This window comes from Acidovorax sp. IB03 (assembly GCF_016406015.1).
GTDB lineage: Bacteria > Pseudomonadota > Gammaproteobacteria > Burkholderiales > Burkholderiaceae_C > Acidovorax > Acidovorax temperans.
The window spans coordinates 1-25,845 of record NZ_JAEFCH010000050.1 but is presented as its reverse complement, the minus strand read 5'-3'; the positions used below and the strand labels follow the sequence as shown (position 1 = coordinate 25,845).

Here is a 25,845-nt window from a genome sequence, read left to right as displayed (position 1 = left end):
CTTCTTCAACCAACCCCGCCGCACCTAGAAACATGCCCTCTGTGCAGCGAAGCCCCCGATCATAGCAGAGATTTCGCAGCCATTCACCAAACAGACGACATACAGCTTAAATGATCCGCTGCGACTACATTAAGCGGCTACCTGAGCCAGTGCTAGATAGCCACTCAGGGTGAGAGATCAGTTAAGAGCGACGCGACGACCATCTTTGTATGTATACAAAGTGACCGCCGGGGTAGTCAACTCCCCCTTGGATGTGAAAGCAATGTTAGCTGTAACACCCTTGTATTCCGTTTTCGAGATGAACGCGTTGAAAACCTTGGGGTCAACAGAGTTAGCGTGCTTCATCGCATCCGCCAACACCATCGTAGCGTCGTAAGCGTATGGACTGTAGATCTGGAATTGACCAGGGAACTTAGCGTCGTAGCGTTTTTTCCAATCAGCTCCACCTTGCATTTTGTCTACGGAAGCACCACCCGTAGCGCATGTGACGTTCTTGAGCGCTTGAGTTTTACTTGCCAGCTCGGGTAGCTTTTCAGTGCACAGCGCATCACCTCCGAAATACTTCACGCCAGACAACCCCAGCTGCTCCATTTGACGCAACATAGGCCCAGCTTGAGCATCCAATCCACCGTAAAAGATGGCATCAGGCTTTTTGTTCTTGATGGAAGTCAAGATGGCCATGAAGTCTGTGGCCTTGTCGTTGGTGAATTCTTCACCGACAACCTTGACGCCTTTTTGTAGCGCTGTAGCTTTAAAAACTGACGCGACACCCTGCCCGTAAGCAGTGCGATCATCAATGATCGCCACTGTTTTAATTTTGAGGTGGTCAGCACCGAATAACGCCAACGCAGCACCCAGAGCGTTGTCGTTGGCAATCAGTCGGAACGTTGTCTTGTGTCCAGGCTTTGTTAAGTCTGGATTGGACGCAGACGCCGTGATGTGAGGCATGTCGCACTTGGCATAGACAGCTGAAGCTGGAATCGAAGTTCCAGACTGCAGGTGCCCCACCACACCAGCTACTTTTTGATCACACAATTTCTGCGCAACTGCAGTAGCTTGCCGTGGGTCTCCGGCATCGTCTTCTGCCGCGAGTTCAAATTTGATCTTCTTTCCGCCAATGACCAACGCTTGAGCATTCAGATCCTCAACGGCCAAGCGAACCCCGTTTTCAGTATCTTTTCCAATGTGGGCAATCCCACCTGACACCGGGCCAGCATGCGCGATTTTTACAACTTGAACGTCTTGAGCATGTGCCGTTCCAGCGATAACTGCACAGGCAGCCGCAGCTCCGAGGGGAAGAGAAACTAAACGAAGCATGTTTTGATGAGATACAGGAAAAACAAAAGACACGAAACGATCTCCAAAATTGATTGACTTGGGTTTTCGCACTCTGAACGCCCGACTGAGCGACCAGCATGTTAGCAAGCCCAACTCTTGTGGGGGACAGATGCTATGTTTACATATTAGTCCACTTCAAGATCGCGCATATGGACGAGGCGTTTAAAGCAGCGTCTGAGATGCGCTTTTCTACCGAGAACGATAATTGAGACATGTCCCTACTTCCCCACCAGCTCGAACTGCTATCGCCTGCGCGCGACGCAGACATTGGCATTGAAGCCATCAACCACGGCGCCGATGCCGTCTACATCGGCGGCCCGGCCTTTGGCGCGCGGGCCAGCGCGGGCAATGACATCCGAGACATTGAGCGCCTGGTGAAGCACGCCCACCGCTTCAACAGCCGCATTTTCATCACGCTCAACACCATCCTGCGCGACGATGAGCTGGAGGCTGCGCGCCAGATGGCCTGGCAGGTGTACGAGGCTGGCGCGGACGCATTGATCATCCAGGACATGGGCCTGCTCGAAATCGACCTGCCTCCCATCCAGTTGCACGCCAGCACCCAGACCGACATCCGCACGCCCGAAAAGGCCCGTTTTCTGCAGGACGCAGGCTTGTCGCAAATCGTGCTGGCACGCGAGCTGACGGTGCAGCAGATTGCGGCAATCCACAAAGCGCTGGGCCCGGTGGATGCGCCCGGCCGCGCCAACATCGAGTTCTTCATCCACGGCGCGCTCTGCGTGGCCTACAGCGGCCAGTGCAACATCAGCCATGCGCAAACGGGCCGCAGCGCCAACCGCGGCGACTGCAGCCAGGCCTGCCGCCTGCCCTATCAGGTGACCGACGCGCAGGGCCGCATCATTGCGCACGACAAGCACGTGCTGAGCATGAAGGACAACAACCAGAGCGATAACTTGCGCGCCCTCATCGACGCCGGCGTGCGCAGCTTCAAGATTGAGGGCCGCTACAAAGACATGGGCTATGTGAAGAACATCACGGCCTACTACCGCACCTTGCTCGACGAAATCATCGAAGAGCGCGAGGCCCAGGGCCGACCGCTGTCGCGCTCGTCCAGCGGGCGCACCACTTTCACCTTCACGCCCGACCCGGTGCAAAACTTCAACCGCGAGTTCACCGACTACTTCGTCACCGGCCGCAAGGAAGATATCGGCGCCTTCGACACCCCCAAGAACCCTGGCCAGACCATCGGCTGGGTGACCAAGGTGGGCCCCGATTTTGTGGAGCTGGAAGTGAGCGACCCCGCCACCGTGCTGCACAACGGCGATGGGCTGTGCTACTACGACCTGCACAAGGAGCTGGTGGGCATGGCCATCAACGTGGCCGAGCCCGTGTCGGCACGCAGCGTAGGCCAGTGGCGCGTGTACCCCAAGGACCCGATGGAAGGCTTCAAGGACCTGCGCAAGGGCACCGAGATCAACCGCAACCGCGACATGGACTGGGTGCGCACGCTCGAGAAAAAATCCAGCGACCGCCGCATCGGCCTGTGGGCGCACCTGAGCGAAACGCCCAGCGGCTTCAGCCTGCTGCTGACGGATGAGGACGGCAATGTGGGCACCGCTGATGTACAGCAGCCCCACCAGCCAGCCACTGATGCCGCCAAGGCCGAAGCCAGCCTGCGCGAGCAGCTGGGCCGCTTTGGCGCAACGGCGTTTGCGGTGCATGACATTGCGCTGCAGTTGTCACAGCCCTGGTTTGTGCCCGCGTCAGTGCTCAACGCCCTGCGCCGCGATGCGGCGGCCGATCTGGAAGCCAACCGCGCCAGCAACTTTGCCCGCCTGCCACGCGCGACACCGGTGGAGCCCCCTGTGCCCTACCCTGAGGACACGCTCTCCTTCCTGGGCAATGTGTTCAACCACAAGGCCCACGACTTCTACGTGCGCCACGGCGTGAAGGTGATCGCTGCGGCTTACGAGGCCCATGAAGAAGAAGGCGAAGTCAGCCTCATGATCACCAAGCACTGCGTGCGCTTTTCCATGAGCCTGTGCCCCAAGCAGGCCAAGGGCGTGACGGGTGTACAGGGCACCATCAAGGCAGAACCCTTGATGTTGATCAACGGCAAGGAGAAGCTGACCTTGCGCTTTGACTGCAAGCCCTGTGAAATGCACGTGGTGGGCAAGATCAAGCGCCAGGTGCTGAACCAGGTGCCAGAAGCCCCGATCCAGTTCTACAAAGCCCGGCCGCAAGTCGCGCGCTAAGGCAACGCCGAACAAGTCCTCGCACGCGCCGCATCGCGGAGACTTAGGATCTATCCGTAAATTAAACTATGTTCCTGAGTCGCCCGTGATGCGGCGCAGGAGGTGTCGATGGCCAAGGCGCATGCCAATTCGTGGGAAGTGACGGACGAGTTCTGGAGCCGGGTGGAGCCGCTGGTGCCACAGCCTGCGCGCGATCCTGACAAGCAGTACAAGCGCGCAGCCGGAGCGGGCCGCCCGAGCAAACCGCCACGGCTGGTGTTCGAGGCCATCATGTATGTGCTGCGCACTGGCTGCCAATGGAAGGCATTGCCTGCTGAGCGCTTCGGCAGCGCCAGCGCGATCCATCAGAAGTTCATGCTGTGGTCCAAGGCCGGGTTCTTTGAAAACCTGTGGCGTGCAGGCCTTGCTGAGTACGATGATTTCGAAGGCGTTGCCTGGCGCTGGCAAAGCATTGATGGGGCCATGTTCAAGGCGCCGCTGGCGCAAGAGGCTGTGGGGCGCAACCCGACGGATCGGGGGAAAAAATGGCAGCAAGCGTCACCTGCTGGTGGACGGGCGTGGCGTCCCGTTGTCACTCGTCGTGACCGGGGCCAACGCGCACGACGTGACGCAACTTGAGGCCGTGCTGGCGTCCTGCATGATCAAGCGCCCCACACCCAAGCAGCGACGCAGCAAGCACCTATGCGCTGATGCCGGCTACCGGGGATAGAACGCCATGAAGATCATCCTGGCCCACGGCTATATCCCGCATGTAGTGGGCCGCAAGAGCGAGGCAGAGCGCAAGAAACGCAATCCGCAGAAGAAGGCGCGCCGCTGGGTGGTGGAGGCATGCCATGGGTGGTTCAACAGATTCCGCAAGCTGCTCGTGCGCTACGAAAAGCTGGAGCACACGTTTCTCGCGCTTAACCATCTGGCCGCTGCCATCATCACCTTGCGAAAGATCAGTTTACCTGTCAATATTATTTACGGATAAATCCTTATTCAGCGCTCCCCTGACGCGCGGATGTGCGGCCCGTTTCTCCGTTCGCCGTATGTCCCCATCCACCGCGCCACACCTGCACCCCACCGAGGCCGTCGCCCAGGCGCACGGCGTCAACCCTGATGCAGGCCTGCATGCCGATGAGGCGCAGCGCCACCCACGGTGCCAATAAACTGGACGCATCGCAAGACCGCCCCTGGTGGCATCTGCTGGCCGACCAGTTCAAGGATTTCATGGTGCTGGTGATGCTGGGCGCCGCCGTCATCTCGGGCCTGGTGGGCGAGGTGACCGACACGTTGGTCATCCTGGTCATCGTGGTGCTCAACGCCGTCATCGGCTTTGTGCAGGCCTGGCGCGCCGACCAGGCCATGGCGGCGCTGCGCCTGCTGGCGGCGGCACAGTGCAGGTCCTCCCCGCCATAGAGCTGGTGCCCGGCGACATCGTGCTGCTGGAGGCGGGCAACCAGATTCCGGCCGATCTGCGGCTGATCGAGATTGCGCAGCTGCAGGTGGATGAATCGGCCCTCACGGGCGAATCCGTGACCGTGGCCAAGCAGACCGAAGCCCTGGCGGCCGAAGACGTGGGCGCGCTGGGCGACCGCACCAACATGGCCTTCAAGGGCACCACCGCCACCCATGGTCGCGCACGCGGGCTGGTAGTGGCCACCGGCATGCACACCGAGCTGGGCAAGGTGGCTACGCTGCTCGACGCGGGCGACCGCAGCACGCCGCTCCAGCTGCGCCTGGCGGCCTTTGGCAAGCGCCTGGCCCTTGCGGTGCTGGGCATCTGCGCGGTGATTTTTGTGGTGGGCGTGCTGCGCGGCGAGGCGCCGCTGCTGATGGCCCTCACCGCCATCAGCCTGGCCGTGGCCGCCATCCCCGAAGCGTTGCCTGCCGTGGTCACGGTGCTGCTGGCCCTGGGCGCGCGCCGCATGGTGGCCGTGCATGCGCTGGTGCGGCGCCTGCCGTCGGTGGAGACGCTGGGCTCGGTCACCACCATCTGCTCGGACAAGACTGGCACCCTGACCCAAAACCGCATGCACGCCGAGCTATTGCTGGCCCATGGCGTGCGCTGGGTGCCCGGCGACCCCCTGCCCGGCCCCGCCCACGCCGAGGCCCTGCGCGCCGCCGCACTGTGCAACGACGCCACGCTGCAAGCAAAGAACGAAGAGGGTCCGTCAGGCACCCAGTGGCTGGGCGACCCCACCGAAACCGCGCTGGTGCTGGCCGCCCACGCGGGCGGGCTGGACAAGGCCCTGCTCGACGCGGCCAGCCCCCGCGTGCAGGAGCAGCCCTTTGACTCCGACCGCAAGCGCATGACGACCTTCCACCGTGTGGTGGAAGGCTTTGTGGCCTACACCAAGGGCGCTCCAGAATCCGTGCTGCCCCGCTGCACCGTCCACTGGACGCCCGAAGGCGCTGCCGCGCTCGACACCACCAAGGTCCTCGCCACCGCACAGCAGCTCGCCGCCCAGGGCCTGCGCGTGCTGGCCCTGGCCCGCCGCAACCACGCCCGCCTGCCCGACACCAACGACATCGATGCGGTGGAAAACCAGCTGGAGCTGCTGGGCCTGATCGCCCTCATCGACCCACCCCGCCCCGAAGCCCAGGTCGCAGTGCGCGACTGCATCAGCGCGGGCATCACGCCGGTGATGATCACGGGCGACCACCCAGCCACCGCACGCGCCATTGCGCACCGGCTGGGCATCGTGCGAAGCGCCGACGCACCCGTGCTCACCGGAGCAGATCTGGCCACATTGGACGATACCGCGCTGCGGGCAAAGGTGGAGCAGGTGCAGGTCTACGCCCGCGTGGACCCGGCGCAGAAGATCCGCATCGTCGAGGCGTTGCAGGCCCAGGGCCACTTTGTGGCCATGACCGGCGATGGTGTTAACGACGCCCCGGCGCTCAAGCGCGCCGACATCGGCGTGGCCATGGGTCAGGGCGGAACCGACGTGGCGCGCGAGGCGTCGAGCCTGGTGCTGCTGGACGACAACTTCGCCACCATCGTTGCGGCGGTGCGCGAAGGCCGCCGCATCTACGACAACATCCGCAAGTTTGTGCGCTACGCCATGACGGGCAACTCGGGCGAGATCTGGACGATCTTTCTTGCGCCGCTGCTGCTGTTGCCCATGCCGCTGCTGCCCATCCACATCCTGTGGGTCAACCTGGTGACCGACGGCCTGCCGGGCCTGGCGCTGGCGGCTGAACCGGCCGAGCGCGGCATCATGCAGCGCCCGCCCCGCGCGCCGCGCGAGAGCCTGTTTGCGCACGGCATGTGGCAGCACATTCTGGGCGTGGGCCTGCTCATTGGCGGGCTGTGCCTGGCCGTGCAGGCCTGGGCCCTGCACACCGGCCATGCGCACTGGCAGACCATGGTGTTCACCGCGCTCACGCTGGCGCAGATGGCGCATGTGATCGCCATCCGGTCCGAATCCGAACCCATCTGGCGCCTGGGCCTGCTCAGCAACCGCCCGTTGCTCGGCGCGGTGCTGCTCACCTTTGCACTGCAGATGGCCACCATCTACGTGCCCTGGCTCAACCCCATCTTCCGCACCGAGCCGCTGAGCCTGGGCGAGCTGGGGCTGTGCATTTGCACCGCGCTAGTGGTGCTGGTGGTGGTGGAGCTCGAGAAAGCCTGGCGACGTAGGCAGCAAAGGCGCCGCCAAGCCCTAGAGCCCGCCACCAGCGCGATGGACGAGCCCACTGCATAGGCCCGCCTATGGCGGGATGCAAGAACGTCATAAGCACATAGCCAACCATTCGATGACGCCATGGGCCAGCGGTGCCAGAATGGCCCGCGCCATCGGCACATTGGGCTCCGTCCAGCTATGGGTGGAACCCGGCTGTGCCACTCCCCTTCCTTTAACGAAAGAGACAGCCTTCATGAAAATCGAAACCCTGGCCGTACACGCTGGCTACAGCCCCGACCCCACCACCAAGTCTGCCGCAGTGCCCCTGTACCAGACGGTGGCCTACGCGTTCGACAGCGCCCAGCACGGCGCCGACCTGTTCGACCTGAAGGTGCCGGGCAACATCTACACCCGCATCATGAACCCCACCACCGACGTGCTGGAAAAGCGCGTGGCGGCGCTGGAAGGCGGCGTGGCGGCGCTGGCCATGGCCTCGGGCATGGCGGCCATCACGGCAGCCATCCAGACCATCGCCGAGGCCGGCGACAACATCGTCTCCGCCAGCACGCTCTACGGCGGCACCTACAACCTGTTCGCCCACACCTTCCCGCAGCAGGGCATTGAGGTGCGCTTCGCCGACCCGCGCGACCCGGCCAGCTTTGCCAAGCTGATAGACGCACGCACCAAGGCCGTGTTCTGCGAATCTATCGGCAATCCGCTGGGTAACGTGACCGATATCGCCGCACTGGCCAAGGTGGCGCACGACCACGGCGTGCCGCTGATCGTAGACAACACCGTGCCCAGCCCCTACCTGTGCCGCCCTATTGAGCACGGCGCCGACATCGTGGTGCACGCCCTCACCAAGTACATGAACGGCCACGGCAACAGCATTGGCGGCATCATCGTGGACAGCGGCAAGTTTCCGTGGGCAGAGCACAAGGCCCGCTTCAAGCGCCTTAACGAACCCGATGTGAGCTACCACGGCGTGGTCTACACTGAAGCGCTAGGCGCCGCCGCCTTCATTGGCCGCGCGCGCGTGGTGCCGCTGCGCAACATGGGTGCCGCTCTCTCGCCGTTCAACGCTTGGCTGACGCTCCAGGGCATCGAAACCCTGCCGCTGCGCATGGACCGCATCTGTGACAACACGCTGGCGCTGGCGAAGTTCCTGCAAAGTCACCCCAAGGTGGAATGGGTGCGTTATGCGGGCCTTCCCGACCATGCCGACCACGCCGTGGCGCAACGCCAGATGGGCGGGCGCGCGTCGGGTATCCTGAGTTTTGGCCTGAAGGCCGGTGACGCCGACCCGCGCGCAGCCGGTGCGCGTTTCCTGGATGCGCTGCAACTCTTCACACGCCTCGTGAACATCGGCGATGCGAAGTCGCTTGCCACACACCCCGCGTCCACCACGCACCGCCAGCTCAACCCAGAAGAACTGGCCAAGGCGGGTGTGAGCGAAGGCATGGTGCGCCTGTCGGTGGGCATCGAGCACATTGATGACCTGCTGGCCGACCTACAGAATGCACTGGATCAAGTGTGATGACCTGCCAATGCTCGAAGACCTATCCATGACGCCACCCCTCATTCACTGATAGCCGAGCGCTCCCTGCAGGCACATGACGCTGACGCCTTGCAGGCACAATGCGCGCATGGATCAAGACAGGGAAAAATCCCCCGAACCCGCACCACTACGGACCCTTCCCGTGTTGGTTCGGGGCATCCTCTTGGTGTTTGCCATATTCAATTTGGCACTGGGAATAGTCGGTATCTTTGTTCCGGGGCTGCCCACCACGGTATTCATCTTGCTAGCTGCCTGGGCCGCCGCAAAGAGCTCCCCGCCTCTTTACCGATGGTTGTGGAATCATCGGCTGTTCGGCCCAATGCTTCAAAACTGGGCCAGTGGCGGTTGCGTCAGCCGCAAGGCCAAGTGGACAGCTTCAGCGGTGATGTCGTCGAGCGTGGTCATCCTGTTGCTTAGCAACGCACCTCGCTGGGCAACTGCTACAGCCATTGCTTGCATGACCATTGTCTTGGCTTGGTTATGGCGCCGTCCTGAGCCTTGAAGACAGAGTCTTCAAACAAAACGCGAGAATGTTGAGGAGCACGCAATTTTGTGTATATAATCTAAGTCTTGTTCCTCGATAGCTCAGTCGGTAGAGCGCCGGACTGTTAATCCGTAGGTCCCTGGTTNNCGGCTTGTTCCTCGATAGCTCAGTCGGTAGAGCGCCGGACTGTTAATCCGTAGGTCCCTGGTTCGAGCCCAGGTCGAGGAGCCAAAAATTTAGATAGCTTTGCAAACCTCAGTAAAGCAAAACCATACCGATTATTCCTCGATAGCTCAGTCGGTAGAGCGCCGGACTGTTAATCCGTAGGTCCCTGGTTCGAGCCCAGGTCGAGGAGCCAATCAAAAACCCTGCACTGCACAGTGCAGGGTTTTTTTTTGCTCAAGCATCCATGCAAACAACAAATACGGAATCATTGCTCACTTCGTCTAAAACGCTAGCTTAATCACGCTTGAACCGCTCGCTGGAAATTTCTATCTGCACCACCTATGGACGTCGCACTGCCTTGGCTCGCCCCTGGGGACCCATTCCCCACACCTGAATCCGCATGGGGACTTGATACACCGGCGCCGGGACTACTGGCCGCAGGCGGCACACTCGATACCGAGACCTTGTGTCGTGCCTACGCTCAAGGCACTTTTCCCTGGTTTAGCGATGGTCAGCCCATACTCTGGTGGGCTCCAGACCCACGGATGGTGCTCCAGGTGAACCAGTTCAAGCTACACCCTTCGCTGCGCAAGACTCTCAAAAAATTCCAAAAATCGCCAGAGTGCTCAGTCACTATAGACAAGGCGTTCTCACGGGTGATCCGAACTTGCGCCACCCAGAGTAGGAAAGGTCAAAACGGTACGTGGATCGTTCCATCCATGGTGGAGGCATATGAACAACTTCATGCCCTGGGTGTGGCGCACAGCGTGGAAACCTGGGTCGATGACAAGTTAATCGGAGGTCTTTACTTCGTAGCACTGGGCAAGGCGGTGTTCGGCGAATCCATGTTTGCACATGTGACAGACGCCTCGAAAATTGCGCTGGCTGCATTGGTGTGCATCGCAAAAGCGCAGGGCGTGCCTTGGATCGACTGTCAACAAAACACCAGACACCTGGCATCCTTGGGCGCAGCAGAAATACCACGCAAAACATTCGTTGCTGACATCCAGGCCCTTTCAAGCGAACCGGACCCTCTCTGGGTTTTTGAATCCGTATACTGGTCGCAGTTACTGTCCCGCTGAAACAAGGCATGACGCAACTCAATGACCTGCCACTGCACACGCTGCAGTACTACGCTACGGCGCCCTACCCCTGCAGCTACCTGCCAGACAGGGTGGCACGCTCGCAAGTAGCAACCCCCAGCCACCTCATTCAGAATTCCGTTTATTCGGACTTGGTGAACAAGGGATTCAGGCGCAGTGGCATGTTCACTTACCGCCCATATTGCGATGGCTGCCAAGCCTGCAAGCCATTGCGCATCGTCGCTGATGAGTTTTTGCCTGACCGCAGCCAGCTGAGGGCACAGGCACGCCATCAGCACCTGCAAGCCCACATCTTGCGTTTGTGCTTCCTTCCCGAGCACTATCAGCTGTACCAGCGCTACCAAAAAGCCCGACATCCTGGTGGCGGTATGGATCAGGACAATATTGACCAGTACACGCAGTTTCTGCTGCAAAGCAGAGTCAATTCGCGATTGGTGGAATTTCGAGAGCCAGGGCATGACGGCATACCGGGAACACTCAAAATGGTCTCCATTCTCGATGTGCTAGATGACGGGATTTCGGCGGTCTACACGTTCTTTGAGCCCGATGAGCGTTCAAGCTACGGGACTTACAACGTACTCTGGCAGGTAGCTCAAGCACGAAAACTGAGCCTCCCTTATGTTTACTTGGGGTATTGGATCCAAGAAAGCCCAAAGATGGCTTACAAAGCCCGCTTCAAACCCAGCGAAATCCTGGAAGACCAGCGCTGGCAGCGACAGGCATCTGGCTGACACTCACGCAAGGCGGGATCGCATTTCACAAGGTAAGATGCAATAGCACATGCTGCGTCATAGCCCATGAAAAAAATAGATTCAGATATCCCCGCGAAACCAAGCGTACAAGTCCTCGAACGGATGTTCACCCTGATAGATGTCTTAGCCTCACGCGAAGATGCCATCTCATTGAAGGAAATCAGTGAAAAGACAGGGCTGCACCCCTCCACCACCCACCGCATCCTGAACGACTTGACCATCGGTCGATTTGTCGACCGACCAGAATCTGGCAGCTATCGCCTGGGAATGCGCCTGTTGGAGCTGGGCAATCTCGTCAAAGCCCGCTTGAGCGTGCGGGATGCTGCATTGGTGCCTATGCGCAACCTGCACAAGCTCATCCAACAACCCGTCAACCTGAGCATGCGCCAAGGAGATGAAATTGTTTATATCGAACGGGCCTACAGTGAGCGATCTGGTATGCAAGTGGTTCGCGCCATTGGTGGCAGAGCTCCTTTGCACTTAACCTCTACCGGAAAATTATTTCTGGCACTGGATGACCCGCAACGCGTACGCACCTACGCGACCCGTACAGGACTAGCCGGGCACACACGCAACAGCATTACCCAACTACCCATTTTGGAGCGCGAGTTGGCAAAAGCACGGCAATATGGCATTGCCCGCGACAACGAAGAACTCGAATTGGGAGTTCGATGCATTGCCGCCGGCGTTTATGACGACCAAGGCAAACTGGTGGCAGGCCTTTCGATTTCTGCACCAGCGGATCGGCTGGACGAAGGCTGGCTACCAAAACTTCAGGCCACAGCGCAAGAAATTTCATTGGCACTGGGATACACGCCCGGCCGCACAGCGAGCCCCTGAAATAGCAAAGCCCAGGGCACCTTCAATGCCCTAGGCTTCAAAAGCGCCGGCTATCAGCCGTGGCTTCCTTTTTGGGCCGTCATCTTGGGCGCTCCAAAGGCGCGGGCTGACTCAACCCAGTTTCTCACCCGCTCAGCATCTCCCAGACGGCTGAACTTACCCGCAGAATCCAGAAAAACCATGATCAGCTTGCGTCCTGCAACCTCGGCCTGCATGACCAAGCAACGACCCGCTTCCGAGATATAGCCGGTCTTCTGGAGACCGATGTCCCAGGTGGGGTTTTTTACCAGACCATTCGTGTTGTTGTACTGCAGCGTCTTGCGCCCTACGGCCACTTCATAGCTGGGCGACGTAGACAACTCCCGCAGCACTGGGTCCCCGTGTGCCACATTCACCAGGGTGGCCAGGTCACGTGCACTGGCTTGGTTCTGGCTTGATAAACCAGTCGGTTCCACATAACGCGTATCTGTCATGCCAAGCATGCGGGCTTTCGCGTTCATGAGGCCCACGAACGTAGCCAAACCGCCGGGATAGGTGCGTCCAAGGGCGTGCGCCGCACGATTCTCGCTGGACATCAACGCCAAGTGGAGCATCTCGCCACGGGTCAGAGTGGTACCCACGCTCAAACGAGACCGGCTTCCCTTTTCTGTATCTACATCATCCTGGGTGATGGTGATGGGTTCATCCATCGGCAACTTGGCCTCGCTGATGATCAGACCTGTCATCAGTTTGGTGAGCGATGCAATCGGCAAAACAGCATGATCGTTCTTGCTCAGCAACACTTCACGCGTATCTTGGTCTATGACCAAAGCAACGCTCGACTTCAAATCCAGGGGATCAGACACCTCGTGCAACCCGGCCATCTGCCCAAATGACAACTTGGCCGGGACCACCTGAGCGCGCGAAACAGCCGAAGCCTTGACGGGGCGAACCCCGGCTTTCGCACTCACGCGCCGACGGTCGTTGACCTGGCGATCGGAAGAACGCAGGGTCACGGCCACACGGCGATCTGCAGTTTTTTTGGTGGAGGCGGTGGCTGAAGGTGCCACCTTTTTGACGGTAGCTCGCTTGCGCTCTGCGGCATTTGCAGAGGGGGCGATGAGCGCGGAACTGACGATGACAAGACCCAGGATGGAGGCAATGCGGCTCACTGCGGTGCGAAAGCGATGTTGCATCCAGGTGCTCCAAACGTAAAGGAATGTGTGGCAATGTACAGAATCAAAAAAAGTCGCGCAAGATCAAGACCTTGCACGACTTTTAACGAAATTGGTTGAATTATAAATTGCTTACTCAACCTTGGGCGGCCACTCTGTCTGCTTTACTTTGTAATTTATTCAGCGCGCTGAGATAAGCTTTGGCAGAGGCCACCACGATGTCAGGATCGGCACCCACGCCGTTGACGACGCGGCCGCTGTTTTGCAATCGCACCGTCACTTCGCCTTGGCTTTCGGTTGATCCACTGATGGCGTTCACAGAATAGAGCACCATCTCGGCGCCACTTTTGACGTGCGACTCGATGGCCTTCAACGATGCGTCCACAGGACCGTTGCCAACAGACTCTCCACGCACTTCCACGCCATCTACCGTGAAAACTACGCGGGCACGTGGCTGCTCACCAGTTTCACTTTGCTGAGCCAACGATACAAACCCATATTGCTCGCGCTCACTGGTAACACTCTCATCGCTCACCAGGGCCAGAATGTCCTCATCAAAGATCTCGCTCTTGCGATCAGCAAGTTCTTTGAAGCGGGTGAACGCCGTGTTGAGTTCCGTCTCGCTCTCAAGACTGACGCCCAGTTCCTGCAAGCGTTGCTTGAAGGCGTTGCGCCCGCTGAGCTTGCCCAGCACGATTTTGTTGGCACTCCAGCCCACGTCTTCCGCACGCATGATTTCATAGGTGTCACGGGCCTTGAGCACGCCGTCCTGGTGAATACCAGAAGCGTGTGCAAAAGCGTTGGCGCCGACCACCGCCTTGTTGGGCTGCACCACAAAGCCAGTGGTCTGGCTGACCATGCGACTTGCCGCCACGATGTGCTGGGTGTCGATCGCCAAATCCAGGTTGAAGTAATCACGACGGGTTTTGATGGCCATGACCACTTCTTCCAACGAGCAATTACCAGCGCGTTCGCCCAGCCCGTTGATAGTGCATTCCACCTGACGCGCACCACCAATCATCACGCCAGCCAGCGAGTTGGCTACAGCCATGCCCAAGTCGTTGTGGCAGTGCACAGACCAGATGGCCTTGTCGCTATTGGGAATACGCTCACGCAGCGTTTTGATGAAGTTGCCGTACAGCTCAGGAATTGCGTAGCCCACCGTATCAGGCACGTTGATGGTAGTTGCACCCTCCGCGATGACCGCCTCCAGCACACGGCACAGAAAATCTGGCTCGCTGCGGTAGCCGTCCTCAGGGCTGAACTCGATGTCGGACACCAAATTGCGCGCAAAGCGTACCGATTGCTTGGCTTGCTCCAGCACCTGCTCTGGAGTCATGCGCAGCTTCTTCTCCATGTGCAACGGAGACGTGGCGATGAAGGTGTGAATGCGCGCTGAATTGGCACCCCTGAGAGCCTCGGCAGCACGGGAAATATCGCGGTCATTGGCGCGGGACAGCGAGCAAATGGTCGAGTCCTTGATGGCATTGGCGATGGACTGCACTGCCTCAAAATCACCGTTCGAGCTGGCAGCAAACCCGGCTTCGATCACGTCCACCTTCAGACGCTCCAGCTGGCGCGCAATGCGCAGCTTCTCGTCTTTGGTCATGGAAGCCCCGGGGGACTGTTCACCGTCACGCAAAGTGGTGTCGAAAATGATGAGTTTGTCTGCCATGTCGTCTCTCCTGGTATTGGTGGGGTCAACCCGCAACGCTTGAAATTGGATGCCCAAAGAAAAAGGCCCGTTGCGGGTGCATACGGGCCTTTGAGAAAAAGTGTGCGCGTGCGCCTACCGTCTCCGCCCGTGGGGAGATAGCAGTAGAGCCAGTGCAAACATATTCATGCATTGCAATGTAGCACAAGTCATCCATCTGCCTTACCCTCATTTGTGAAGCCCGCGCTCTTCGGGCTCATCGGTGGAGGTGCTGATCACACTGCTATGCTGACCCTTGGCCTTGCGCCAGGCATAAACGCCATAGCCGCTCATGCCATACAGAACAAAAATGCCAAACAGCACGATGGGGGGATGGATATTGATGACGGCAATCACCAGCGCGATGAGCACGATGGCTGCGAAAGGCACGCTCTTTTTCATCTGCACGTCTTTGAAGCTGTAGAACGGCACATTGGTGACCATGGTGAGACCCGCATACAGCGTGAAGGCAAACATGATCCACGTGATCTGCGACCAGCTAAGCCACGAATCCTCACCCTGCCGCACCCCTAATTCGGTCATCAGCCAAATAAAGCCAGCCACCAACGCCGCAGCCGCAGGAGACGGCAGACCTTGGAAGTAACGTTTGTCCACGACCCCGGTATTCACATTGAAGCGAGCCAGACGCAACGCAGCGCAAGCACAGTAGACAAACGCAGCGGTCCACCCCCAATTGCCCAAACCCTGCAACGCCCACTCATAGGCAATCAGGGCCGGTGCGGCGCCAAACGACACCATGTCCGAGAGCGAATCCATCTGTTCGCCAAAGGCACTCTGGGTGTTGGTCATGCGGGCCACGCGCCCATCCAGGCTATCGAGCACCATGGCACAGAAGACACCCACAGCGGCCATGTCGAAGCGGCCATTCATGGCCATCACAACGGAATAAAAGCCCCCAAACAAAGCCGCCAGCGTGAACAGATTGGGCAAGATATAGATACCCTTGCGCCGCTTGCGCACCGAGACACCGTGGTTGTTGCGGGACTCGTTACCATCGTGCATCAAACAAACCTCCAGCGCTTTGTGGACAAGCGCAAACAGCTATTGTATTTGTAGCAACGCAGAATCCCGGGAAGCTGCGATGTCCACCACCCTCGAACGGGCAAAGAACGAGTGTAGCCGTTACCCATGCTGCGATCGACCAATGAAAAGGGCCACCGAAGTGGCCCTTGGATTCTGCAAGGCAGGATCAGTTGCGGGTCTGGTCCACCAGCTTGTTCTTGGCGATCCAAGGCATCATGGCGCGCAGCTGAGCGCCCACCACTTCGATGCTGTGGTCGGCGGTGTTGCGGCGGCGGGCTGTCATGCTTGGATAGTTCAAGCGGCCTTCCTGGATGAACATCTTGGCGTAGTCACCGTTCTGGATACGCTTGAGCGCATTGCGCATGGCGGCGCGCGATTGCTCATTGATCACTTCAGGGCCGGTCACGTACTCGCCGAACTCGGCGTTGTTCGAGATCGAGTAGTTCATGTTGGCAATGCCGCCTTCGTAGATCAGGTCCACGATGAGCTTGAGCTCGTGCAGGCATTCGAAGTAGGCCATTTCAGGAGCGTAGCCAGCTTCAACCAGGGTTTCGTAACCCATCTTGATCAGCTCGACAGCACCGCCGCACAGCACGGCCTGCTCGCCGAACAGGTCGGTCTCGGTTTCTTCCTTGAAGTTGGTCTCAATGATGCCGGCCTTGCCGCCACCGTTGGCCATGGCGTAGCTCAGAGCCAGGTCACGGGCCTTGCCGGACTTGTCTTGGTGCACAGCCACCAGGTGGGGCACGCCGCCACCTTGGGTGTACGTGTTGCGCACAGTGTGGCCGGGAGCCTTGGGGGCGACCATCCACACGTCCAGATCGGCGCGGGGCACGACTTGGTTGTAGTGCACGTTGAAGCCGTGGGCGAAGGCCAGCGAGGCACCTTGCTTGATGTTGGGGGCCACGTTGTTGTTGTAGACCTCGGCGATCTGCTCATCAGGCAGCAAGATCATGACCACGTCAGCAGCCTTGACTGCATCGTTGACTTCCATCACGGTCAGGCCAGCCTTGCCAACCTTGTCCCAGGAAGCGCCGCCTTTGCGCAGACCCACCACGACCTTCACGCCGCTATCGTTCAGGTTTTGCGCGTGGGCGTGGCCCTGCGAGCCGTAGCCGATGATGGCAACAGTCTTGCCCTTGATCAGGCTCAGATCACAGTCTTTGTCGTAGAAAACTTTCATGGGTAGCTCCGGTTGAAATACGTTGTAAAGGATAAAAGTTCGGGATTGTCTTACACGCGCAAGATGCGCTCGCCGCGGCCAATGCCGCTGGCGCCCGTGCGCACGGTTTCCAGAATGGCAGCACGGTCAATGGCTTGCAAAAAGGCGTCGTTCTTGGACTGATCGCCAGTGAGCTCGATGGTGTAGCTCTTCTCGGTCACGTCGATGATGCGGCCGCGGAAGATGTCGGCCATGCGCTTCATCTCTTCGCGCTCCTTGCCCACGGCACGCACCTTCACCATCATGAGCTCGCGCTCGGTGTAGGCGCCTTCGGTCAGGTCCACCACCTTCACCACTTCGATCAGGCGGTTCAGGTGCTTGGTGATCTGCTCGATCACGTCGTCAGAACCCGTGGTCTGGATGGTCATGCGCGACAGCGAGGGGTCTTCCGTGGGGGCCACGGTCAGGGACTCGATGTTGTAGCCACGGGCAGAGAACAAGCCCACAACGCGGGACAAGGCGCCCGCTTCGTTTTCGAGCAAAACGGCAATGATGTGTTTCATGATGAGGAGATCCCTCTTTTCGCTGCCCTCCCCTGCGCACGGTAATGCGCAGGCTTGACAGACAATAGATTCGTCGAAAGGCGCTATCAATTAGATAGCTACTAGCGCTTTACAGAAAAGCGCTGGAGGCCGATTTTGCTTAAAGGTCTTCCGAACCCAGCAGCATTTCGGTAATGCCCTTGCCGGCCTGCACCATCGGGAACACGTTCTCGGTGGGATCGGTACGAAAGTCCAGGAACACGGTGCGGTCCTTGAGCTTGCGGGCTTCGCGCAGCGCGGGCTCCACGTCCTGAGGGCGCTCAATGAGCAAGCCCACATGGCCGTACGCTTCTGCCAGTTTCACGAAGTTGGGCAACGCGTCCATGTAGCTGTGGCTGTAGCGGCCCGAGTATTCAATCTCTTGCCACTGGCGCACCATGCCCAGATAACGGTTGTTCAACGCGCAAATCTTGATCGGTGTGTTGTACTGCAGGCAGGTGGACAGTTCCTGGATGTTCATCTGAACCGAGCCTTCGCCAGTGACGCAGAACACTTCAGCATCGGGCTTGGCCAACTTGATACCCATGGCGTAAGGAATACCCACGCCCATCGTGCCAAGACCACCCGAGTTGATCCAGCGGCGCGGCTCATCAAAGCGGTAATACTGGGCAGCCCACATCTGGTGCTGACCCACGTCCGACGTGATGTAGGCATCTGCGTCTTTGGTCATGTTCCAGAGCGTTTCAACCACGTACTGGGGCTTGATGACATCAGGCGAGCCCATGTCGTACTTGAGGCACTGGCGACTGCGCCAGGCTTCAATCGTGTCCCACCAAGCCGACAGCGCACCCGCATCGGGGCGCGTGCTGCTCTCGCGGATCATGGAGATCAGCTCGGTCAACACATCTTTGACATCGCCCACGATCGGCACGTCCACCTTGACGCGTTTGGAGATGCTGGAAGGATCGATATCGATGTGGATGATCTTGCGATCGTTTTGCGCAAAGTGCTTGGGATTCCCGATCACGCGGTCATCAAAGCGCGCCCCCACCGCCAGCAGCACATCGCAGTTCTGCATGGCGTTGTTGGCTTCAATGGTGCCGTGCATGCCCAGCATGCCGAGGAACTTGCGGTCAGAAGCCGGGTAAGCCCCCAGGCCCATCAGCGTGTTGGTGACGGGGTAACCCAGCATGTCCACCAGCGTGCGCAACTCGTTCGTCGCGTTGCCCAGCAACACGCCGCCACCGGTGTAGATGTAGGGACGCTTGGCGGCCAGCAGCAGCTGGAGCGCCTTGCGAATCTGGCCACTGTGGCCCTTGCGCACGGGGTTGTAAGAGCGCATTTCTACGCTTTGTGGATATCCTGTGTAAGGCACTTTCTTGAAGGAGACGTCCTTGGGGATGTCCACCACCACAGGCCCTGGCCGACCGGAGCGGGCAATGTGGAATGCCTTCTTGAGCGTCATGGCCAGATCACGTGGATCTTTGACCAGGAAATTGTGTTTGACGATGGGGCGCGTGATGCCGACCGTATCGCATTCCTGGAAAGCGTCCAGACCGATGGCTGCCGTGGGCACCTGACCAGAGATGATCACCATCGGGATGCTGTCCATGTAGGCGGTAGCGATGCCGGTCACGGCATTCGTGAGGCCCGGGCCGGATGTCACCAATGCCACACCCACTTCACCGGTGGCGCGGGCATACCCGTCTGCAGCGTGCACTGCGGCCTGTTCGTGGCGCACCAGCACATGCTGAATGGTGTCTTGCTTGTAGAGAGCGTCGTAAATATAGAGAACAGCTCCGCCTGGGTACCCCCAGATGAACTGAACATTCTCTGCTTGAAGCGACTTGACGAGAATCTCGGAACCCATCAGATCCTGCGAAGCGTTCGCGGATGCCTGTGCAGCGGCTGCCACTGCGAGTTCTACTTTGGAAATTTCCATGATCAACCTTTGTGAATTTCTCTAACGAAAAACCTTGGGTGCTCCTCGCACGCGCTCTTGTGAAGCCAGCTTGGAACTTGAGGCCAAGGACATAGGCGGGATGATTGCCGCGCCGGACCGTGACCCGTTTGCCTTTTGAATTGCTCGCAGATTATCGCACTGCAACACAAGCTCACACGCTGCCTTTCAAAAAAAACATCAAAAATGAGATAATCGAGGGCTTACCAGCCTGTGGGTGTTGTTAGCACCACCAACCATGGCGTTGCACCTTTGCGGGCCCATTTGTCTTGGCAACTGAACAAGAACTCTCCGATTTCCTCAAAAGCGTAGAAAAGCGCGCATTCAAGCGCTCGCTTTACCACGTGCGTAACGAGGAGGCGGCCCTGGACATCGTGCAAGACAGCATGCTCAAGCTGTCGGAGCACTACGGGGACAAGCCGGTAGCCGAGCTACCCATGCTGTTCCAGCGCATCCTTTCCAACTGCACCCTGGACTGGTTTCGCAGGCAAAAGACCCGCAACGCACTGTTTTCGAACATGAGCGACTTCGAAGGCCCAGGCGAAGATGGCATGGATTTTGATTTGCTAGAGGCATACTCTGGCCCAGACAACGGAGAGCGCGCAGAAAGCGCCGAAGACGAAACCACACGAGCCCAGACGTTTCGCGAGATAGAAACAGAGATCCAGGAACTGCCCGCGCGTCAACGGGAAGCGTTCCTCATGCGTTACTGGGAAGAAATGGATGTTGCAGAAACGGCCGCCGCCATGGGCTGTTCCGAGGGAAGCGTAAAAACACATTGTTTCAGAGCCATCCAGACACTGAGCAAGGCACTCAAGGCCAAAGGAATCGAGTTATGAACACCGCACCCCACCCATCTAACGACGCAGCCGCAGACCTGTTTGCTCGCCGGGTTGCGGCACGAATGACGCAAGGCACGGAAGACCTGCCCTACGACATCAGCGAACGCCTGCGGGCCGCTCGCATGCAGGCACTGGCCAAGCGCAAAGTGGTAGCACCGGTGCGCAAAGCAGCTCCCGTGGTGCTGCACTCTGGCTCCACAGCCATTTTGGGACGCGGAGGCGATGGCGGCTGGTGGAACGCGCTGGTGTCAGCCATCCCCCTCATGGCGTTGGTGATTGGACTATTCGCTATAAATGCGGCCCAAGACGAAAATGGGCTCAATGAAGTGGCAGAAGTGGATGCAGCCTTGCTCACCGATGACCTGCCCCCTGAGGCATATGCCGATCCAGGGTTCATGCAATTTTTGAAGACTGCTGCCGCGCGCAACTGACGCGCTTTTACCTTCCGCCCACGGCCTGCATGCAAACAGAACAAACCGCCGCGCTCACCAACACGCCAGCCATCGTGCTGGCTTTGGTGCTTTTGGGCGCCATGGCGGTTGCGAGCGTGCAGGTAGCGCAATACGTTCTTCTTGCGCCCGGCACGCTGCTGCCTGCAGCGCCTTCCAAGCCCGTGACCAAGCTGCGGCCTGCTGCGGCTACGGGACTTCAGCCTTCAGAGGCGTTCACCGAAATGGCCTCGGGTCCTGGCTGGGAAACCCTCTCAACACCCCAAAAACTGGCGCTCTATCCGCTGGCAGAGCGATGGGCTGTTTTGAGCGAAAGTCAGAAGCGCCGCTGGCTCGCGCTGGCACAGACCTTTGAAACGTTGCCGCCTGAAGAGCAGGAGAAACTGCACAACCGCATGACCGAGTGGTCAAGCTTGAGCGCTCGGCAACGCAGCCAGGCACGCCTGAACTATGCAGACGCGCAGCGGCTGGCGCCCAATGACAAGCGGGCCCACTGGGAGGCTTATCAGGCACTGAGCGATGAAGAAAAGCGCTCACTGGCTGCTGATGCTCCCACCAAGCCTGCGGGAGCGGCGCCTGCTTTGCGCCCCGAGTCTCCCAAGAAACTGGTGCAGGTTCCCGCAGCCGCGCAAGCAGGGCCGGCCCGGGCCAACCCACCAAAGATCACACCGACGGACCCTCACCTGCCGCGTACCCTGGTGGTCGTCCCCGTGCAAGCAACCACCCCACCAGCGGAGCCTGCCCGAGCACCAGCGGCACCCATTGTGGTGGAGACGACCCCGGTTTCCACGCCTTCGGCCACCCCCTCCTCGCTGCCTCCGCTGCCGAGCGGTCCGGCTGCATCGGAGCCCGCACCAGCCCCTGCACTGCAACCCCGGCCGGAAGATATTGGCTACCAGCCGCAGTGATACTCTTCAGGCATGTCTGCTCTTCCAGAATCCGGCTCCTCCATCCCATCGCCCGCCCCTCAGTCCAGCAAGCTTCAAACACCCAGTATCACGCGGCGGATGGCATGCTGGCTGTACGAGGGCATTCTGATGTTTGGCGTGGTCTTCATCGCGTCGTACCTGTTTGATACGCTGAGCCAGTCTCGCCACGCATTGGCCAACCGCGGCCTGCGCATGGGGTTCCTGTTTGTGGTCTTTGGTATTTACTTCGCGTGGTTCTGGTCGCGCGGCCAGACGCTTGCACAAAAAACCTGGCACATCCGCGTAGCCAGCCCCACTGGCGCGCCCGTCACCCAAGCGCGTGCAGCGTTGCGCTACGTGCTGTGCTGGGTATGGTTCCTTCCACCCCTGGCTGCTTATTCCTTTGGCGTGCCAGCCCTCGAAGTGCTGGTCCTGCTGGCAGGGTGGGTAGCGATGTGGGCTATTTTGAGTCGATTCCATCCCGCCCAGCAGTTCTGGCATGACGCATGGGCGGGCACCCGTCTGGTGCATTTTGATCCGGGCAAAAAATAATACCGGGGCGGCTGGGTCGCCCAGCTCCCTCCACGACGACCTCATATGTCCACCCCACCTCCAGCATCACCAGCCAACGCGCAAAAAAGCCGCAAAGGGCTTAACCGCGTCTGGCATGCCGCCGGCTATTCCATTGAAGGTTTGAAGGCAGGCTGGCACGAAACCGCATTCCGCCAGGAAGCTCTGGCAGCGTTGGTACTCGTTCCCCTGGCCTTCTGGCTGGGCAAGAGCTGGGTAGAGGTCGCTTTGCTGGCAGGTTCTGTAGTGATTGTGATGATCGTCGAACTGCTCAACACAGGGATCGAAACGGCGATTGATCGCATTGGCCCGGAGTGGCACGACCTTTCCAAACGCGCCAAGGACATGGGCAGCGCCGCCGTGCTGCTGGCATTGCTGCTGTGCGGCGGGATCTGGGTAGCCGCTATCGCTCAAAGGATTTTTCATGGCTGAACCCACGTTTTCGATCTGTGTCTACTGCGGTTCACGCCCAGGAGAGAACCCCGCATTCGCGCAAGCCGCACAAGAGGTGGGCCGCTGGATCGGAGAACACTCGGGTCAGCTGGTGTACGGCGGCGGACGCAGCGGGCTCATGGGCACCGTGGCAGAAGCCACGCGCCTTGCGGGCGGTCGCGTGGTGGGCGTGATTCCGCAGGCGCTGGTAGACAAGGAATTGGCCGACCATGCCTGCGATGAATTGCACATCGTGCAGAACATGCACGAGCGCAAGGCGATGATGGCCGAGCGCAGCGATGCCTTTGTGGCCCTGCCGGGCGGCATCGGCACGTTTGAAGAACTGTTTGAGGTGTGGACCTGGCGCCAGCTTGGCTACCATGGCAAGCCCCTGGGCCTGCTGAACGTGGCGGGTTATTACGATGGCCTGTTAGGTTTTTTGCAGACCAGCGTGAAGTGCGGCTTCATGGGCGACTGGCAGATGGAGCTGCTGCAAACGGAGACGACTCCGGCAGCGTTGCTACGCAACCTGGTGCTGGCAACCGGCCCCGACCAACCAGCCACCCCACTGCGTGCAGTGATCTAAAAAGCTGTTCAAAGGGCGCACCTTGCGCCTCAGGTGGTCAGTGGGGCTACCTACCCCACCAACCGCGGCATCGTCAGATGGCCGCATCGTCCAGGTCTCCGGTTCGGATGCGCACCACGCGCTCCACGGGAGTCACAAAAATCTTGCCGTCACCGATCTTCCCGGTGCGGGCCACGTTCACGATGGCATCGACGCAGCGGTCTACATCCTCTGTTTTCACCACCACCTCCACCTTCACCTTGGGCAGAAAGTCCACCACGTATTCCGCACCGCGGTACAGCTCGGTATGGCCTTTTTGGCGCCCAAAACCTTTGACCTCGGTCACCGTCAAGCCAGTCACGCCGCATTCGGCAAGCGCTTCACGCACCTCTTCCAGTTTGAAGGGCTTGATGACGGCGGTGATCATTTTCATAGGAGTCTCCTGGGGCGATATAAAAAATTGGCGGGCACGCTGAAGGGCTAGTGACAGGTGGCAAACCTGCCTTCAGGCGCGGAACTTGTTGGTGATAGGGTAACGCCAGTCTTTACCAAAACTGCGCTTTGTGACGCGAATGCCCACGGGCGCCTGGCGGCGTTTGTATTCGTTGATTTTGATGAGCCGCGTCACGCGCTCCACATCCGCCCGCGCATACCCGGCAGCGATGATGGACTCGATGGGCTCGTCATTTTCCATGTACCGCTGCACGATGGCGTCCAGCACCTCGTAAGGCGGCAGGCTGTCCTGGTCTTTCTGGTCAGGCCGCAACTCGGCGCTGGGCGGGCGGGTAATGATGCGCTCCGGGATGGGGTTGCTGCCCGTGCCATACGGGTCATTGGCGTTGCGCCAGCGTGCCAGCTCAAACACGCGGGTCTTGGCCACGTCCTTGATGACGGCAAAGCCACCCGCCATGTCGCCATACAGCGTGCAATAGCCCGTGGCCATCTCGCTCTTGTTGCCCGTGGTGAGCACCACCTGGCCAAATTTGTTGGACAAGGCCATCAACAAGGTGCCGCGAATGCGGGCTTGCAGGTTCTCTTCCGTCGTGTCCTCGGGCAGGCCCGCAAACTCTTGCGCCAGGGCCGACTTGAAAGCCTCGAACTGAGGGCGAATGGAGATTTCGTCGTAACGAACGCCCAGGCGTGCAGCCATGTCGCGGGCGTCGATCCAGCTGATGTCTGCCGTGTAGGGTGACGGCATCATCACCGTCCGCACCTTGTCGGCCCCCAGAGCGTCTACCGCAATCGCCAGCACCAGGGCCGAATCAATGCCGCCGGACAACCCCAGCAGCACGCCAGGGAAGCCATTCTTGGTGACATAGTCACGCACGCCCAGCACCAGCGCGTCCCACAAGTCTGCATCAGCGCTTGGCACGGGGGCCACATCAGCTATCAATTCAATAGCGCCTTGCGCTTTCTGCAAGCGCACTGTGAACAGATTTTCTTTAAAACCAGGCGCACGCCCGGCCACTCGACCATCTGCCCCCAGGGCAAACGAACGGCCTTCAAAAACCACTTCGTCCTGCCCACCCACCAGATGCGCGTACAGCAGCGGCAAACCCGTCTCCGCCACGCGCTCCCGCATGGTTTGCTCGCGCTCGGCACTCTTGCCCAGGTGAAACGGCGACGCATTGATGACCGCCAGCACCTCTGCGCCCGCAGCCGCTGCATCACGTGCGGCTGCCGGGTACCAGGCATCCTCGCAAATCAGCACACCCACCCGCACTCCAGCCACTTCAAACACGCACGGTTCCTGGCCCGCCACAAAGTAGCGGCGCTCGTCAAACACCTGGTAGTTGGGCAACTCGCGTTTGAAATAGGTCTGCTCGACCTGCCCATTGCGCACCACGCTGGCGGCATTGCGGCAGACGCTGAAAGCCGCCGCATCGGCAGACAGGGCCTGGGGGTGGCCCAGCACGATGGCCAGCCCTTGTAACCCTGCAGTTTCGCGGGCCACGGCTTTCACGGCATCATCGCAAGCCGCAAGAAAAGCGGGGCGCAAAAACAGGTCTTCGGCCGCATAGCCACACACTGCAAGCTCGGGCGTCAGCAACAGCTGCGCGCCCAAGGCATGGGCTTCGCGGGCAGCGGCAATGATCTTTTGCGCATTGCCGGGCATATCGCCCACCACGAAATTGAGCTGAGCTGTGCAAATGGAGAGCGTCATGGATTTGATAAGGGCCTTGCAGGCCTGGTGGAACAACGCCCACACCGCCCCCGCGGGGTTGACGCAGAAAATCCTGATGGATGCCTGCCCCCCCAGAACACGCCGTGGCTGAGTCGCACATTATCGCGCGCGTACACGCGAGCGTGCTCGACGTGGACCCACAAGCCTGGAACGCATTGCTGGCGCAACAAGCCCATGCCACGCCCTTCATGCGGCATGAATACCTGGCTGCACTGGAGAGTAACCATCCCCCGGCAAAGCCGGGGGCATTCGGGATGTGAGCCGCTCAAAGC

23 protein-coding genes, 2 tRNA genes and 2 pseudogenes are annotated in these 25,845 nt (G+C 59.7%); 18 read left to right on the top strand and 9 right to left on the bottom strand.

The window, feature by feature from the left end; genetic code table 11:
• Window positions 1-177: 177 nt before the first annotated feature.
• Complete coding sequence (locus tag IHV84_RS18670; RefSeq protein WP_198847978.1) at window positions 178-1,317, bottom strand: branched-chain amino acid ABC transporter substrate-binding protein; 1,140 nt, start codon at window positions 1,315-1,317, stop codon at window positions 178-180.
• A gap of 233 nt (window positions 1,318-1,550) precedes the next feature.
• Here IHV84_RS18670 and IHV84_RS18665 point away from each other — a divergent pair, with 233 nt between their 5' ends.
• The 11 genes and pseudogenes from IHV84_RS18665 to IHV84_RS18620 all read left to right on the top strand — a co-directional run bounded on the left by IHV84_RS18665 (window position 1,551) and on the right by IHV84_RS18620 (window position 12,067).
• Window positions 1,551-3,554 (top strand): U32 family peptidase, encoded by a 2,004-nt coding sequence (locus tag IHV84_RS18665; protein ID WP_198847976.1) that lies wholly within the window; start codon window positions 1,551-1,553, stop codon window positions 3,552-3,554.
• 108 nt (window positions 3,555-3,662) lie between these two features.
• A pseudogene (locus IHV84_RS18660) lies at window positions 3,663-4,527 on the top strand (IS5 family transposase).
• A 140-nt stretch (window positions 4,528-4,667) separates the two neighbouring features.
• Window positions 4,668-4,955, top strand: coding sequence for a cation-transporting P-type ATPase (locus tag IHV84_RS20535; RefSeq protein ID WP_233100126.1), 288 nt, complete (start codon window positions 4,668-4,670; stop codon window positions 4,953-4,955).
• Entirely contained in the window at window positions 4,934-7,246 is a 2,313-nt protein-coding gene (locus tag IHV84_RS18655; protein WP_370541319.1) for a cation-translocating P-type ATPase, read from the top strand. The genes IHV84_RS20535 and IHV84_RS18655 overlap by 22 nt, the downstream gene beginning before the upstream one ends.
• A gap of 172 nt (window positions 7,247-7,418) precedes the next feature.
• Window positions 7,419-8,702 (top strand): O-acetylhomoserine aminocarboxypropyltransferase/cysteine synthase family protein, encoded by a 1,284-nt coding sequence (locus IHV84_RS18650; protein ID WP_198847975.1) that lies wholly within the window; start codon window positions 7,419-7,421, stop codon window positions 8,700-8,702.
• A gap of 109 nt (window positions 8,703-8,811) precedes the next feature.
• The gene (locus IHV84_RS18645; protein ID WP_198847977.1) at window positions 8,812-9,225 is read left to right on the top strand and encodes a YbaN family protein; all 414 of its coding nucleotides are present in this window, start codon (window positions 8,812-8,814) and stop codon (window positions 9,223-9,225) included.
• Between the two features lie 137 nt (window positions 9,226-9,362).
• Window positions 9,363-9,438: transfer RNA gene (locus IHV84_RS18640), tRNA-Asn, on the top strand.
• Window positions 9,439-9,489: 51 nt separating this feature from the next.
• Window positions 9,490-9,565: transfer RNA gene (locus IHV84_RS18635), tRNA-Asn, on the top strand.
• A 148-nt stretch (window positions 9,566-9,713) separates the two neighbouring features.
• On the top strand, window positions 9,714-10,454 hold the full coding sequence (gene aat / locus IHV84_RS18630) for a leucyl/phenylalanyl-tRNA--protein transferase (RefSeq protein WP_198847974.1): 741 nt from the start codon (window positions 9,714-9,716) through the stop codon (window positions 10,452-10,454).
• An 8-nt stretch (window positions 10,455-10,462) separates the two neighbouring features.
• Entirely contained in the window at window positions 10,463-11,206 is a 744-nt protein-coding gene (locus tag IHV84_RS18625; protein ID WP_066696491.1) for an arginyltransferase, read from the top strand.
• 66 nt (window positions 11,207-11,272) lie between these two features.
• Entirely contained in the window at window positions 11,273-12,067 is a 795-nt protein-coding gene (locus IHV84_RS18620; protein WP_198847973.1) for an IclR family transcriptional regulator, read from the top strand.
• 53 nt (window positions 12,068-12,120) lie between these two features.
• Here the strand turns inward: IHV84_RS18620 and IHV84_RS18615 are convergent, their stop codons facing one another.
• From IHV84_RS18615 to IHV84_RS18590, 6 genes are all read right to left on the bottom strand, one after another.
• Window positions 12,121-13,242 (bottom strand): serine hydrolase, encoded by a 1,122-nt coding sequence (locus IHV84_RS18615; RefSeq protein ID WP_198847972.1) that lies wholly within the window; start codon window positions 13,240-13,242, stop codon window positions 12,121-12,123.
• Window positions 13,243-13,357: 115 nt separating this feature from the next.
• Complete coding sequence (locus IHV84_RS18610) at window positions 13,358-14,896, bottom strand: 2-isopropylmalate synthase (protein WP_198847971.1); 1,539 nt, start codon at window positions 14,894-14,896, stop codon at window positions 13,358-13,360.
• A 207-nt stretch (window positions 14,897-15,103) separates the two neighbouring features.
• The gene (gene pssA, locus IHV84_RS18605) at window positions 15,104-15,937 is read right to left on the bottom strand and encodes a CDP-diacylglycerol--serine O-phosphatidyltransferase (RefSeq protein WP_198847970.1); all 834 of its coding nucleotides are present in this window, start codon (window positions 15,935-15,937) and stop codon (window positions 15,104-15,106) included.
• 187 nt (window positions 15,938-16,124) lie between these two features.
• Complete coding sequence (gene ilvC / locus IHV84_RS18600; RefSeq protein ID WP_044396339.1) at window positions 16,125-17,141, bottom strand: ketol-acid reductoisomerase; 1,017 nt, start codon at window positions 17,139-17,141, stop codon at window positions 16,125-16,127.
• A gap of 50 nt (window positions 17,142-17,191) precedes the next feature.
• Window positions 17,192-17,683 carry an acetolactate synthase small subunit gene (gene ilvN / locus IHV84_RS18595; RefSeq protein WP_044396337.1) on the bottom strand — a complete coding sequence of 164 codons (492 nt, stop codon included), beginning with the start codon at window positions 17,681-17,683 and terminating at the stop codon, window positions 17,192-17,194.
• Window positions 17,684-17,822: 139 nt separating this feature from the next.
• Complete coding sequence (locus tag IHV84_RS18590; protein WP_198847969.1) at window positions 17,823-19,604, bottom strand: acetolactate synthase 3 catalytic subunit; 1,782 nt, start codon at window positions 19,602-19,604, stop codon at window positions 17,823-17,825.
• Window positions 19,605-19,891: 287 nt separating this feature from the next.
• Between IHV84_RS18590 and IHV84_RS18585 the strand changes: the two genes are divergently transcribed.
• Genes IHV84_RS18585 through IHV84_RS18560 form a run of 6 tightly spaced genes read left to right on the top strand, consistent with a single transcriptional unit; the run spans window position 19,892 to window position 23,409 of the window.
• Window positions 19,892-20,461, top strand: coding sequence for an RNA polymerase sigma factor (locus IHV84_RS18585; protein ID WP_044396330.1), 570 nt, complete (start codon window positions 19,892-19,894; stop codon window positions 20,459-20,461).
• On the top strand, window positions 20,458-20,895 hold the full coding sequence (locus IHV84_RS18580) for a DUF3619 family protein (RefSeq protein WP_066696526.1): 438 nt from the start codon (window positions 20,458-20,460) through the stop codon (window positions 20,893-20,895). Before IHV84_RS18585 ends, IHV84_RS18580 begins: the two co-directional genes overlap by 4 nt.
• A 29-nt stretch (window positions 20,896-20,924) precedes the next feature.
• Entirely contained in the window at window positions 20,925-21,821 is an 897-nt protein-coding gene (locus IHV84_RS18575) for a DUF3106 domain-containing protein (protein WP_198847968.1), read from the top strand.
• 12 nt (window positions 21,822-21,833) lie between these two features.
• The gene (locus IHV84_RS18570; protein WP_198847967.1) at window positions 21,834-22,373 is read left to right on the top strand and encodes an RDD family protein; all 540 of its coding nucleotides are present in this window, start codon (window positions 21,834-21,836) and stop codon (window positions 22,371-22,373) included.
• A gap of 45 nt (window positions 22,374-22,418) precedes the next feature.
• A complete protein-coding gene (locus IHV84_RS18565; protein WP_066696531.1) occupies window positions 22,419-22,823 on the top strand; it encodes a diacylglycerol kinase in 405 nt (134 codons plus the stop codon).
• Window positions 22,816-23,409: a TIGR00730 family Rossman fold protein gene (locus tag IHV84_RS18560; RefSeq protein ID WP_198847966.1), complete on the top strand. Its 594-nt coding sequence runs from the start codon at window positions 22,816-22,818 to the stop codon at window positions 23,407-23,409. The genes IHV84_RS18565 and IHV84_RS18560 overlap by 8 nt, the downstream gene beginning before the upstream one ends.
• A 73-nt stretch (window positions 23,410-23,482) precedes the next feature.
• Here IHV84_RS18560 and IHV84_RS18555 read toward each other — a convergent pair whose 3' ends face one another.
• Both IHV84_RS18555 and IHV84_RS18550 read right to left on the bottom strand, forming a co-directional pair.
• Window positions 23,483-23,821, bottom strand: a complete 339-nt coding sequence (locus tag IHV84_RS18555) for a P-II family nitrogen regulator (protein WP_044396316.1) — start codon at window positions 23,819-23,821, stop codon at window positions 23,483-23,485.
• A 72-nt stretch (window positions 23,822-23,893) separates the two neighbouring features.
• Window positions 23,894-25,552: an NAD+ synthase gene (locus IHV84_RS18550; RefSeq protein ID WP_198847965.1), complete on the bottom strand. Its 1,659-nt coding sequence runs from the start codon at window positions 25,550-25,552 to the stop codon at window positions 23,894-23,896.
• Between the two features lie 104 nt (window positions 25,553-25,656).
• Here IHV84_RS18550 and IHV84_RS18545 point away from each other — a divergent pair.
• Window positions 25,657-25,797 (top strand): annotated as a pseudogene (locus tag IHV84_RS18545) (GNAT family N-acetyltransferase); the annotation flags it as partial.
• Window positions 25,798-25,845: the final 48 nt, after the last annotated feature.